Raw genomic sequence first — 12,888 nt, 5'->3', positions numbered from 1 at the left:
ACCAAAATTCGATCCGGGCTGTGTTTTCCGGCGTATACGGATAAACTGGAAAACGCGCCGAGCCCGTATATACTCCGGCGACCAACCCCGAGGAACTCTGATCGATGAACGTGCATCCCCGTGACATTGACGACGCCCCAAACCATGATCAGGCCGAAGCCGCGCTGAAAGTGCTGCGCAAGTGGGCCGAAAGCGCGACAGAGGCCGAAATCAGCCAGCTTGATCCGGCAATCGCACGTCTGGTGCCGGGCCTGGTGCCTGTGAATTACCCGTCGCTGTCACGTGAGTATCCCGAAGGGTTCGAGGTGGATGCTGCATATCGCGCCACGCTGCCCGACCTGCAAAACGGCCCCTCTAGTCTGATCCGGGGGGCAAAGCAGCAAATTCAGCATGTGGGCATTTCCAATTTCCGCCTGCCGATCCGCTTTCATCGCAAAGAGGGCGAGGATCTGACCCTTGAGACCTCGGTCACCGGGTCAGTCAGCCTCGAGGCGGAAAAGAAGGGCATCAACATGTCCCGCATCATGCGGTCCTTCTACAAACACGCCGAGCGCACCTTCAGCTTTGAGGTGATGGAAGCCGCGCTGGATGATTACATGACCGATCTGGACAGCTTTGATGCACGTATCCAGATGCGGTTTTCCTTCCCTGATAAGGTGCAAAGCCTGCGCTCGGGTTTGGAAGGTTATCAATACTACGACATCGCGCTGGAACTGGTCGAACAGAACGGCGTTCGCCAGAAGATCATGCATCTGGACTATGTCTATTCCTCGACCTGCCCGTGTTCGCTGGAGCTCAGCGAACATGCGCGTGCGACGCGGGGGCAGTTGGCGACACCTCATTCACAGCGTTCGGTCGCGCGAATTTCGGTCGTGGTGGACTGCGACGCCGATTGTCTTTGGTTCGAGGACCTGATCGCTCTGTGCCGTCGCGCAGTGCCCACGGAAACGCAGGTCATGGTCAAGCGCGAGGATGAACAGGCTTTTGCCGAGCTGAACGCCGCCAACCCGATCTTTGTCGAGGACGCCGCGCGTTTGTTCTGTGCCGAATTGCTGGCCGATCATCACGTCGGTGATTTCCGCGTGGTCGCCAGCCATCAGGAAAGCCTTCACAGCCACGATGCGGTTTCGGTCCTGACTGAAGGCCCGACCTTCGTATCCGCCAGCATTGACCCGAAATTGTTTGCGACCCTTTTCCACGTAGGGTGAGGTCAAAAAGTCTCAACTTCAAACTTACGGCACGTTTTTGCCGCAGCGCAGCAAAAAATGCTGCAAGCGCACGGTCTTTCAAGTAGACTGAGGCCGAATGCAGCCGTGACTGCGCCGTTTGATTGCGGCAAGGGTCACTTCTGAAGGAAGCCGACACGTGCAACGCCTGAAACAGAGCGACACCGAAGGGTGCCCGAAACATCGCGGCGTCTCTGGCTTCTTACCGTCATGCAGGCTGCGTCGTTTTCAGAGGAGTAACTACGTATGAATCCGATTACCCAGCCGCTGGAATTTCAGGCTGCCGCCATTCGAATGGCGGGCTATGCGGTCAGCAACCAGATGAAAATCATGCACATTCTGGCGTGCTCGGCGATGGAGCTGCCTTTCGTTCCCGTTCAAGCTTTGCATGCGTCTTCATCATTGCCCGCACCTGTTGCGCCGAAACCTGCGACCAAGACCACAGCACCAGCTTCCAAGGCAACTGCAGCTCCGGTTACTAAGCCGAAACCGGCTGCAAAGGCCAAACCCGCAGCGAAGGCAGCGACCGAATCACCGAAACGTGTTGTCACAAAACCGGCCCCGGCCAAGGCGGTGAAACCCGCTCAAACACCGGCTAAGCCTGCGGTGGCGAAAACAGCTGCAGCTAAGGCTCCTTCCGCCGCCAGACCTGTGACGAAATCTGTTGCGCCGAAACCTGCGACAGCGAAACCGGCACCGAAACCGGCGGCTACCAAGCCTGCGGCATCCAAGCCGACCGCGCCGAAAACAACAGCCAAAGCAGCACCGGCCAAATCGACTCCGGTTAAAGCCCCGGCGCCCAAAACGGCCCCGACCAAAGCGACGTCAGGCAAGCCGACTCCGGCCAAAGTGGGCCCCAAAGCTGCGGCGCCGAAATCCACGGCCGCAAAACCGGCTGCAGAGAAACCGGCGTCTGCGCCTGCTGCACGCCGTCGTGCCCCTTCGAAGCCGCCTGCGATGCCGGCTGCTGCCAATAAATCCGATAAGTAAATCGGGGCATCCGCTTGACACAGTCGTGCAGGCGCGCCAACGCTGCGCCTCATGACGGATATACGCCCGGTTGGATATGTGATTGGCCTATTAGTCGCCATTCTTGGGGCGACCATGGTGCTGCCTTTGATCGCGGACCTGATTGAAGGGCGCGACGAATGGCATGTTTTCCTTGAAAGTGGGATCATTACGGTCCTGACCGGCGTTATTCTGGCGATGAGTTGCTCGAACGGTGTGGGCGAAGGTCTGACGATCCGTCAGACCTTTTTGCTGACAACAGGGGTTTGGGTCGCGCTGCCGTTCTTTGGTGCCATCCCATTTTTGTTTGGGGCGACCGAGCTTCGTTTCGTCGATGCTTATTTTGAGGCGATGTCGGGGCTGACGACCACCGGCTCGACCGTGATCACGGGGTTGGATGATCTGCCGCAGGGATTGCTTTTGTGGCGCGGCGTCCTGCAATGGCTGGGTGGCATCGGGATTATCGTTGTGGCCATGGTGTTTTTGCCCGAACTCCGGGTGGGCGGGATGCAGATTTTCCGCTCGGAAGGATTTGAAACCATGGGGAAAATCCTGCCTCGCGCGCAAGAAATCGCAGGGCAGATATCACTGATTTATGTGTTTCTGACCTTTGTCTGCGTTTTGGTCTACGCCGGTTTTGGAATGAGTTTTTTTGACGCCGTTGTGCATTCGATGACAACGATCGCAACCGGCGGGTTCTCGAACTATGATGCGTCCTTTGCAACGTTTTCCGGGCCTACCGAATACGCAGCATCGGTATTCATGATTTTGGCAGCACTGCCGTTTGTGCGCTATGTCCAGCTGGCGAACGGCAATACAAGCTCATTGTGGAAAGACAGCCAGATCCGCACGTTTCTGGCGACCATTCTGGTGCTGGTCGCCGTGATGACGGTCTTTCTGCTTTTGGTCTTTCCGCATCATTGGGAACAGGCATTTCGCGAGTCCTTGTTCAACATCACCTCCATTATCTCGGGAACCGGATACGCCAGCGTCAACTACATGACATGGGGCAGCTTTCCGGTGATGGTGTTCTTTCTGATCGGTCTGATCGGGGGCTGCGCGGGCTCGACAGCCTGTTCGATCAAAGTCTTCCGCTATCAGTTGCTATTTGCATCCATCAAAACGCAGATTCGTCGGATCCGGTCTCCGCACGGGGTCTTTATGCCTTTATATGATGGGCGCCCCATCAGTACCGATGTTCTGACCTCGGTCATGAGCTTTTTCATGTTTTTTGTGCTGTCGATGGGCGTTCTGGCTTGGGCCCTTGCATTGACCGGGTTGGACTTTATCACCTCGGTTTCAGGAGCTGCGACCGCATTGGCGAATGTTGGACCGGGTTTGGGGGATCAAATCGGCCCGGCGGGTAATTTTGCTGGGCTCAGCGATACGGCCAAGTGGCTGCTGTCCATCGGGATGTTGGTTGGGCGGCTTGAGCTGCTGGCTGTTTACGCCCTGTTCACCGTTCAATTCTGGAGAAGCTGATGAAAAGACCCCTCGGCGCACAAATCTCGCATATGCTTCGGGATCGCGGTGTGGATGTGATTTTCGGCATCCCCGGCGTGCATAATCAGGAGATGTACCGCGGGATCGAAGAGGCGGGCATAACTCATATTCTGGCCCGGCACGAGCAAGGCGCGGGCTTTATGGCTGACGGATATGCCCGTGCAACAGGCAAACCGGGGGTGGCTTATGTGATTACCGGGCCGGGCCTGTGCAACATCATGACACCGATGGGGCAGGGATATTCGGATTCGGTACCGATGCTGGTTCTGTCCTCATGTCTGGACGAGACCGAGGCGTCAAAGGGCCAGTTGCATCAGATGAAGGACCAGCGCGGGGCCGCTGAAACGGTTGCGGATTGGTCGGTGCAGGCAAATTCGGCCCAAGCCGCCTACGGGCTGGTCGAGCGCGCCTTTGAGGAATTCGAACTGTCGCGCCCGCGTCCCAAGCATATTCAGGTGCCGATCAAGCAGCTTGAGGCCGAAGCAGATCCGGCCCCGTTTCCCAACCAACCGGGGCTGCGCACCAAAGCCGCGCCGCCGGACGTCGCGTCGGTTATGTCGATGCTGAATATCGCCCGCAGGCCCTTGTTCATCCTTGGGGGCGGGACGCGGTCCAACCTGTGGCGGCAGATCCTGACCCAACTGGGGGCAGCCTGTTTCACCACCTATGCGGGGCGTGGCATGGCCGGGTTGAACTATGCGCTTGATTTTGGTGCCTATCTGCCCCGACCCAGCAGCGCCGAGGTCATTGCCTCGGCCGATCTGGTTGTCGTGGTTGGGGCCGAACTGGGCGAGGTTGATCTGTGGCGCGACGATCTGGGGCATTCCGGCAACCTAATCCGGGTCGATCTGGATCCGGCTGTACTGTCGGACCGCCACCGTGCAGCGGTCAAACTGCAGGTGGATGGGGAAAGTTTTGCCCATGCGCTTTGGGCGGCGATCGACCATGTGAAACCGGCAACTGGCTGGACCGAGGATGAAGTGGCGCAAGCCCGCGCGAAATGGCGGATTGAAGTGGACGCCGAACGCCCCGGCATTGTCCCCGTGCTGGACGCGCTGCGCGAGGCGATGCCGGCCGAGACAATGGTCTATTCGGACATGACCCAGCTTGCCTATGTGGGCAAAGAGGTCTGGGACATGACCTTCCCTTACCATTGGCATCATCCCACCGGGTTTGGGACGCTAGGCTATGCCCTTCCCGCCGGGATCGGAGGCGCAGTGGCACGGCGCGGCAAACCTACGGCTGTATTCGCAGGAGACTACGGGTTCCATTACACGATGATGGAGCTGGGCGTTGCAGTCGAACTTGGCCTGTCTCTTCCCATTATCCTTTGGGACAATGGCAAGCTGAGAGAGATCGAAGACAGCATGGTCCGCAGCCAGATCGCGCCGAACGCGGTTGTGGCGCGGAACCCCGACTTTTGCAAGCTGGCCGAAGCCTTCGGTGCCCGGTCCGCAGAGCCAGTCAGTCTTGAAGACATGCAGGTTGCCGTCCGCGCCGCTTTTGATGCGCAAGGCCCTACGCTCATCCGGATCACGCCAGATATTTTGTAACTAAAAACGCCGCCTCTGAAGGCGGCGTTGAATTGATTGAGGCGGGATCAGTCCCAACAGTGGACCAGCACCGTCATTCCGGTTGCCCGACGGTTCAGCTCGTTAGGTGAGATCTGAGAGGACGGTTGACCGGATACGCCGGATACGCCCGCTTTGTCCAAAATCTGGTTCAGGCTGGATACCGTCGCCGCCAGACTGACCGAAGCGGGCAGGGTGCGACCGTCGGATGGGGTCGGCAACAACATACCAACCACTTGACCGTTCCCGTCGAATACAGGGCCTCCGGCGTCACCGGGCTGAGCCGCGAGGGCTAGGCGCTTCACGCCTTCTTCCCCGTTCAGCCCGCGCACATCGGCGATCTGGCCGAAAGTCAGCGTGGGCGCGCCCAATGCGCCTTGGTACGAAAAGCCAGACACTGCTACTTCAGCCTGAATACGGGGGGCGTCTGCGCTGAATTCAGCAACGCCTAGCGGGGCCAATGCGCTGCGCGGTTGCAGAACTGCGATACCTAGGTCGGAATCCCGCCAGGCGACCTGAAGTTCCTGATCTCCGTCCAGAGTCACACGGGCGCAGCTGTCTGCCGCCTCGGCCACAGTAAGTACGGTGCCGTTGGTGTCGGCAAAGAACCCGGACCGTGACAGGCGAGGCTTGCGTATCTGAAGGCCAGACACAAGATCGATCCGCTGTTCAGCATCTTCGCCAGCCGCGGCGTCGAGAACGGCGTTGTTCGTTGCAAAGCTGGCTTTCATCGCGGCCAGTACCCGCATCCGCCGGGCGTCATCTCCATCAGGCCAAATCAGCGTGAAGCCCTTGATCTGCCCATTGTCCAGACGCGCCTCGGTATAGGAAACGATATCGTTTCCACGTCCTTCAAGGGTAAAGCTATTGCCACTTAGTTGACGCGGCCCTTCCAATGGGACGATCTCTAGCGACTGCATGACTTCGTACAAAGCGCGCAGCGTGTTCTTGTCACCGGTCTGGCTGATCAGCAGCGCCTTTGCGCCCAGATCGGTACTGTTCGTGAAGTGCACGAATGGCGCCTCGTAACGGTCAAACGAGACCACGCCCAACGGCAGATCCAAATCAATCCCCGCCTTCATATCCGAATGGCGCGCCATCCCGACGTTGATCAAAGGTGCGTTATAGGCGTCCATCAGGGCTGCGCGCTGTGCCGTGGTCAGAACGCCCGTCGCCTCGAAACCATTGAAACGCTGCCAATCGGCCATCGAACGCCGGGTGCCTTGCCCGAATGCGCCGTCGATTGTTGCGTTGTAGAAACCGGCGGCTTGCAAAGCGGTCTGCAGATTCCTGCGTTCCTGAGCCGTCAGACGGCGCTCTGATTGCAATGCCTGTGACCGGGTTTCGTCCGAGGCTTGCGGTGTCAGCCCGGCCACGGGCTGATCGGGCTGTTGTTCGACCGGTGGCGCTACAGCTTCCGGTTCTGACAGGGCCGCATCGGTGGGCCAGAACTGCTGCCCCAGAACGTTCGAGAACGTGATGTAGCTGTCCGCGGGGATTTGCCCTTCGGAGCGGTAAACACTCAGAACTTGCTCGGCGTCGCCGCGTAAATAAGGTCCAATAACAATGGCATACCATCCAGAATTCAAGCGAAAGCCGTTCACATCAGGCAATACTTCTGCGTACGCCCGCGCGCGCTCTTGTGCTGCGGCCAAAGTCGGGCGGGCTTCAACCTGAACCCAGACCCCTGTGTCTTGTTGCGCATACGAGGCGCGAAGGCCGAAGAGAATTAGAAACAGAATTGCCGTAAATATGCGTGTCATTGTCTGCCCATGTCCGCAGTGTTTTTCTGCGGCGCAGACTACGCGATCCGGGGTGTGGATTGCCATGCCCCGAATACGGGGAATTTACAGTGTGGCCGCTCAGTGACAGGCGAGACCACTTGTGCCGTTGACGCCCCTTGGCCCCTTGCTTAGGAAAGGAAAAACCCACCGGAACCGGCGCCCAAGCGTCCAAAGGGAATGTCATGACCGATCAGTCCAGTACACCTCGTTCTTTTCAAGAGATTATTCTGCGGCTTCAGACCTATTGGGCCTCGAAAGGCTGCGCGATCCTGCAGCCCTACGACATGGAGGTCGGTGCGGGCACCTTCCATCCGGCGACGACTTTGCGCGCCCTTGGGTCTAAGGCATGGGCTGCGGCCTATGTTCAACCTTCGCGCCGCCCGACCGACGGGCGATATGGCGAGAACCCGAACCGATTGCAGCACTACTATCAGTATCAGGTGTTGATCAAACCTAGCCCACCGGACCTGCAAGAGCTGTATCTGGGTTCGCTTGAGGCGATCGGTATCGACATGGAGCTGCACGACATCCGTTTTGTCGAGGATGACTGGGAAAGTCCCACCCTTGGGGCCTGGGGTCTGGGCTGGGAGGTTTGGTGCGACGGTATGGAAGTCAGCCAGTTCACCTATTTCCAACAGGTCGGCGGCCATGATTGCGCGCCTGTCTCGGGTGAGCTGACCTATGGGTTGGAGCGTCTGGCAATGTACGTGTTAGGCATCGACCATGTAATGGACATGCCGTTCAACGATCCGCAGTCGCCCAGTCCGTTGAAATATGGCGATATCTTCAAACAGACCGAAGAAGAATACGCCCGCTGGAATTTTGACGTGGCCAATACCGAGGTCCTGCTGCGCCACTTTGAAGAGGCCGAGGCAGAATGCGCCACTATTCTGGCGCAAGAGCATGATGATCCAAAGACCGGCAAGCGCATCGTGATGGCGCACCCAGCCTACGATCAGTGCATCAAGGCCAGCCATATCTTCAACCTGCTGGACGCGCGCGGGGTGATTTCGGTCACGGAGCGGCAGGCCTATATCGGGCGCGTCCGGGCACTGGCCAAGCAATGCGCCGATGCGTTTGTCATGACCGAGGCTGCTGGGTTCGAGGCCTGATGCCGGGCTCAGGCCAGCCCGGGCAGCAACACCTTCAAGCCATCTGCGATCATGCTGATGGCGATGGCCGACAGGATCATACCCATAAAGCGGCTCATGATGACGCGCGCATTTGCGGACAAGCGTTTGGCCAGCGCCGATGCGTTCCAGAAGGTGACGAACAACAGAAACACCACCACCAGAAAGACACCCGAATAGATCATTGCATCCACGGGTTTCGCGATGTGATGGGCATAGAGGATAAGCGTGGTGATCGTGCCCGGCCCGACCAGAATGGGGAAGGCCAGCGGGTAGAACGCCACGGTGTCGGGTTCGGGATAGGATTGTTGTTCATCATCGGTTCCGTGATGGGTGGTGCTTTGATTGCCGCTCAGCATGTTGAGGCCGATCATCAGAACGACCAGCCCGCCCGCGACGCGCAGGTCATCGACCGAAATGCCAAACAATCCCAACGCCTGATTGCCGATGGCAGCAAAAGCCCCGCCCAGGATCAGGCAATAGACCGCGACCTTCGCGGCCACTTTGCGTTGGTCAGAGGGCGTCAACCCTTCGGTCACACTCAGAAAAACGGGCAGGTTGGTGATCGGGTTCATAATTGCGAACAATGCGCCGAAGAATCCGACGGCAAGGGTGGAGTCCATGCGATAAGCCTCGTATCAACCTGTTGTGGTTCGGACCCTGTCCGATTTCCTGAGCGTTTGAAAGAGGCTGCGTAAGCGATGACCGGAAAACTGCTTGCTCTTCTGTTGCTTGGCTCGGCCGTTTTGGCCGGGGCGGGGATGTACTACCTTCAGGTTTACGGGTTTTATTACTCGGTCGAGCCCAAGCCCGGCCAGGATGTCAGTCTGGTAGCTGAGGGCTCTGATCAGGCCGAACCCATCGCGTATTCTGCGTTTCAGGCGATTGATGCCGATAGCTCACCAATCCGGTATCGCGCCTGCTTTGAAACCAGCCTGACCTTCGCGGACTTGGCGGCATTTGCGCCAGTGGACAACGCAGAGCCCTTGACCGCGCCGGGTTGGTTCGACTGCTATGACGCCGTCGCCATCGCCGAGGCGCTGGAGGCCGGGCAGGCGCAGGCATTTATGGGGCAGAAGAACATTCATTATGGCGTGGACCGGATCGTCGCTGTCACGCAGGACGGTAAGGGGTATGTCTGGCACGCGCTGAACAATTGTGGCGAAAAAGCTTATGACGGGACGGTTGTGGGTGAGGAATGCCCACCGCGCCCGCAGGAGTAAGCCATGGTTGAGGAGATGCTGCAAATCCCCGACTTCCTGACCGCGACCATGGGGTTTGCCGTCTACCTGATCGGCGCCGAGATCAATGCGCGTATCGCAGTGCTACGGCAGTTTAACATCCCGGAACCTGTCACAGGTGGTTTGCTGGCCTCGGTTTTTTTCCTGGTGCTGTATCTGTTCTTCGGCCTCGAAATGAGTTTTGGACTGGCCGCACGGGATTTCCTGTTGGTGGTGTTTTTTGCCGGGATCGGTCTGAATGCCCGCCTGTCTGATTTAATCTCCGGTGGTAAGCCGTTGTTCTTGCTTTTGGTTCTCACCCTGGCGACGATCATCTTGCAAAACGGCATTGGTGCATTCGGCGCTGTGTTGTTTGGCTATCCGGCCCAGTCGGGTGTGCTTTTTGGCTCGGCCGCACTGATCGGGGGACACGGAACCGCGATTGCCTGGGCTCCGGAAGTGGGCGCTGTGACCGGGTTGCAGGGCGCGACTGAGCTGGGCGTTGCCGTTGCAACCTTGGGCTTGGTTTTGGCTGCGTTGGTTGGCGGCCCAATCGCGCGCTTCCTGATCGAAGGAAAAAACCTGACACCTGAGCGGCCGGAAGAAGAACATACGGTCGGATTGCCTGAAAACCCCTCCGAGGGTGCCGCGAAGGTAGATCACCTGACGATTATGCGGGTGATGCTTTATCTGAATATCGCAATCGTTGCCGGATATTTCCTGCATCAAGCCATCAGCGCAGCAGGGTTGAAGCTGCCCTTGTTCGTGCCCTGCCTGATCATGGGTATCGTGATCGCCAACGTCCGCTCAGCTTTGTTTCCCAAGGCGCCGCCTGTTGCCCGCACGCCATCATTGGCGTTGATCTCGGAATTTTCGTTGGGTGCATTTCTGGCTATGTCTCTGATGAGCTTGCAGCTTTGGACCATTGCCGAGTTGGGAATGGCGATTGTCGTCATCATGGCCGCACAAACTCTGCTGGCCGTAGCTTTCGTGATCTGGGTTCTGTTCCCAGTGATGGGGGCGAATTACCGGGCCGCTGTTCTGGCCGCCGGGTTCGGCGGGTTTGCCCTGGGTGCGACCCCCACCGCTATCGCGAATATGACCGCTGTCACCAAGCGATATGGCCCTTCGCCTATTGCCTTTATCGTGCTGCCCCTTGTATCCGCCTTCTTTGTGGATATTGCCAATGCCATCGTCATCCAGACGATCGTGAACTTCTAAGGACCGACCATGCCTGACCTGCTGATCGAACTGTTTTCCGAGGAAATCCCCGCCCGCATGCAAACCCGTGCCGGCGAAGACCTGAAAAAGCGGATCACCGATGGTCTGGTCGAGGCCGGTCTGACCTATGCCGGGGCTGCCGCTCTGACCACGCCGCGCCGCTTGACGCTGGCGATCGAGGGCTTGCTGGCGGAAAGCCCCACCATCCGCGAAGAACGCAAAGGTCCCAAGGTCGGCGCGCCCGACAAGGCCATCGAAGGTTTCCTGCGCGGTGCGGGTCTGACCCGCGATCAGTTAGAAGAGCGCGAAACGCCAAAAGGCTCGGTTTATTTCGCCACCATCGAAAAAGCGGGCCGTCCAGCGTCCGAGATCGTGGCCGACGTGCTGGAGGCCACCATCCGCAATTTCCCATGGCCCAAGTCGATGCGTTGGGGCAGCGGTCCGCTGCGCTGGGTGCGCCCTTTGCATTCAATCCTGTGCATCCTGTCGGATGAGGCGGGCGCTCAGGTCGTACCGCTTGAGGTCGAGGGGATCAAATCCGGGGATACCACGGGGGGGCACCGTTTCATGGCCCCGGATCGCTTTTCGGTCACGTCTTTCGAAGACTACGCTGCCAAGCTGAAAGCAGCTTTTGTAGACCTGAACCCTGTGGACCGGGCCGAGCATATCTGGAACGACGCGCAGAACATGGCGTTTGCCGCTGGTCTGGAAGTGGTCGAGGACAAAGGCCTGCTGGCTGAGGTTGCCGGTCTGGTCGAATGGCCGGTGGTGCTAATGGGCAAGATCGACGACGAATTCCTGGACCTGCCGCCCGAGGTGCTTCAAACCTCGATGAAAGAACATCAGAAGTTTTTTTCGGTGAAGAACCCCAAGACCGGTCGGATCGAACAATTCGTAACCGTCGCCAACCGCGAAACCGCCGACAACGGCGCGACCATTCTGGCAGGGAACCAAAAGGTGCTGTCCGCCCGGCTGGCGGATGCGAAGTTCTTCTGGGAGAACGACCTGCGCATTGTCAAATCCGACGGGTTCGAGCCGTGGGTCGAGAAACTGAACTCGGTGACCTTCCACGCTGAACTGGGCTCGCAGGGCGAGCGGGTTCTGCGCATCGCCGCGCTGGCGCATGAACTTGCTGCAGCAACGGGTGCGACACCGGCGCTGGCGATGATGGCGGCACAAGCGTGCAAGGCCGATCTGTCGTCCGAGATGGTGTTCGAATTCCCCGAGCTGCAGGGCCTGATGGGCCGCTACTATGCCGATGCCGCCGAACTGCCTGCGGAAGTAGGGCAGGCAAGTCAGGAACATTACTCGCCGCTGGGCCCGTCGGATGATGTGCCGACCGCGCCGGTTTCCGTGGCTGTGGCGCTGGCCGACAAGCTGGACACCCTGACCGGTTTCTGGGCGATTGACGAAAAGCCCACTGGCTCGAAAGACCCGTTTGCGCTGCGCCGTGCGGCGCTTGGGGTGATCCGGTTGATCCTGACCAACAATCTGCGCCTGTCGCTGAATGACACCTTCGCGTCGGCGTTGGGAAGCTTGCTGAAACTGCCCGAATGGCAGGCGGCCTTGCTAGAGGCCAAGGCGAAACAAGCCAAGGCCGAGGATGCCGAGGCCGCCGCGCAAGAGGTTCACGGGCTGGCACATCAGGTCGAAGCCGCGACTGCGATTGTCACAAACGCCCCGGCGGACCTGCTGTCCTTCTTCCATGACCGCCTTAAGGTGTTCCTGCGTGATGAAGGCATCCGCCACGACATCATCGACGCCTGTATCGTGATGGACGGCAATGATGACCTCAACCTGCTGGTTAAACGCGCCCGTGCTCTGAACGCAGTGATCGCGACCGAGGATGGTGAGAACCTTGTTCAGGGCTTCAAGCGCGCCAACAACATTCTGACTCAGGCCGAGGAAAAAGATGGGGTAGAATATTCCTACGGTGCGGATGTGAAGTTTGCCGAGACCGACAGCGAAAAGGCGCTGTTTGCGGCGCTGGAAAACGCGCAGGGCCAGATCGAAGCCGCGCAGAAGGCCGAGGATTTCCCCGCTGCCATGACCGCCATGGCCGCACTGCGCGGTCCGGTGGATGCGTTCTTCGAAGATGTTCAGGTCAATACCGACAACGACATCCTGCGGCGCAACCGCCTGAACCTGCTCAGCCAGATCCGTCAGGTTTGCGCGCGCGTGGCGGACCTCAGCAAGATCGAAGGTTAAGCCAGATCGCCCTTGCG

11 protein-coding genes are annotated in these 12,888 nt (G+C 58.9%); 7 read left to right on the top strand and 4 right to left on the bottom strand.

Translation table 11 applies throughout. The annotated features are described in order from the left end of the window. Positions 1-104: 104 nt before the first annotated feature. Positions 105-1,208 carry a GTP cyclohydrolase FolE2 gene (gene folE2 / locus J7380_RS15155; protein WP_209196601.1) on the top strand — a complete coding sequence of 368 codons (1,104 nt, stop codon included), beginning with the start codon at positions 105-107 and terminating at the stop codon, positions 1,206-1,208. Positions 1,209-1,603: 395 nt separating this feature from the next. Here the strand turns inward: folE2 and J7380_RS15150 are convergent, their stop codons facing one another. Both J7380_RS15150 and J7380_RS15145 read right to left on the bottom strand, forming a co-directional pair. Continuing rightward, positions 1,604-1,777: a hypothetical protein gene (locus J7380_RS15150; protein ID WP_209196600.1), complete on the bottom strand. Its 174-nt coding sequence runs from the start codon at positions 1,775-1,777 to the stop codon at positions 1,604-1,606. 33 nt (positions 1,778-1,810) lie between these two features. Beyond that, positions 1,811-2,269: a hypothetical protein gene (locus J7380_RS15145; protein WP_209196599.1), complete on the bottom strand. Its 459-nt coding sequence runs from the start codon at positions 2,267-2,269 to the stop codon at positions 1,811-1,813. On the opposite strand from J7380_RS15145, the gene J7380_RS15140 reads away from it, so the two are divergent. Then, positions 2,268-3,716 (top strand): TrkH family potassium uptake protein, encoded by a 1,449-nt coding sequence (locus J7380_RS15140; RefSeq protein ID WP_209196598.1) that lies wholly within the window; start codon positions 2,268-2,270, stop codon positions 3,714-3,716. The two genes, J7380_RS15145 and J7380_RS15140, sit on opposite strands and share 2 nt — an antisense overlap. After that, entirely contained in the window at positions 3,716-5,290 is a 1,575-nt protein-coding gene (locus J7380_RS15135) for a thiamine pyrophosphate-binding protein (RefSeq protein ID WP_209196597.1), read from the top strand. The genes J7380_RS15140 and J7380_RS15135 overlap by 1 nt, the downstream gene beginning before the upstream one ends. Positions 5,291-5,337: 47 nt before the next feature. Here the strand turns inward: J7380_RS15135 and J7380_RS15130 are convergent, their stop codons facing one another. Next, positions 5,338-7,071 carry a serine protease gene (locus tag J7380_RS15130; RefSeq protein WP_209196596.1) on the bottom strand — a complete coding sequence of 578 codons (1,734 nt, stop codon included), beginning with the start codon at positions 7,069-7,071 and terminating at the stop codon, positions 5,338-5,340. A 203-nt stretch (positions 7,072-7,274) separates the two neighbouring features. Here J7380_RS15130 and J7380_RS15125 point away from each other — a divergent pair, with 203 nt between their 5' ends. Then, positions 7,275-8,204 (top strand): glycine--tRNA ligase subunit alpha, encoded by a 930-nt coding sequence (locus tag J7380_RS15125; protein WP_209196595.1) that lies wholly within the window; start codon positions 7,275-7,277, stop codon positions 8,202-8,204. Positions 8,205-8,212: 8 nt separating this feature from the next. On the opposite strand, the gene J7380_RS15120 is transcribed toward J7380_RS15125, so the two are convergent. Continuing rightward, entirely contained in the window at positions 8,213-8,845 is a 633-nt protein-coding gene (locus J7380_RS15120; protein ID WP_209196594.1) for a MarC family protein, read from the bottom strand. Positions 8,846-8,923: 78 nt separating this feature from the next. Here J7380_RS15120 and J7380_RS15115 point away from each other — a divergent pair, with 78 nt between their 5' ends. The 3 genes from J7380_RS15115 to glyS are packed head-to-tail and all read left to right on the top strand — an operon-like array spanning position 8,924 to position 12,871. Next, a complete protein-coding gene (locus tag J7380_RS15115; RefSeq protein ID WP_209196593.1) occupies positions 8,924-9,445 on the top strand; it encodes a DUF6446 family protein in 522 nt (173 codons plus the stop codon). Between the two features lie 3 nt (positions 9,446-9,448). After that, a complete protein-coding gene (gene gltS, locus J7380_RS15110; protein WP_209196592.1) occupies positions 9,449-10,663 on the top strand; it encodes a sodium/glutamate symporter in 1,215 nt (404 codons plus the stop codon). 9 nt (positions 10,664-10,672) lie between these two features. After that, positions 10,673-12,871, top strand: coding sequence for a glycine--tRNA ligase subunit beta (gene glyS, locus J7380_RS15105; protein ID WP_209196591.1), 2,199 nt, complete (start codon positions 10,673-10,675; stop codon positions 12,869-12,871). The last annotated feature ends 17 nt before the right edge of the window (positions 12,872-12,888 follow it).

The organism is Ruegeria sp. R8_1, from assembly GCF_017743815.1.
Classification (GTDB): Bacteria; Pseudomonadota; Alphaproteobacteria; order Rhodobacterales; family Rhodobacteraceae; genus Ruegeria; species Ruegeria lacuscaerulensis_A.
Note: the sequence above shows the minus strand (reverse complement) of the source record. Positions and strands in the feature narration are given on the sequence as shown.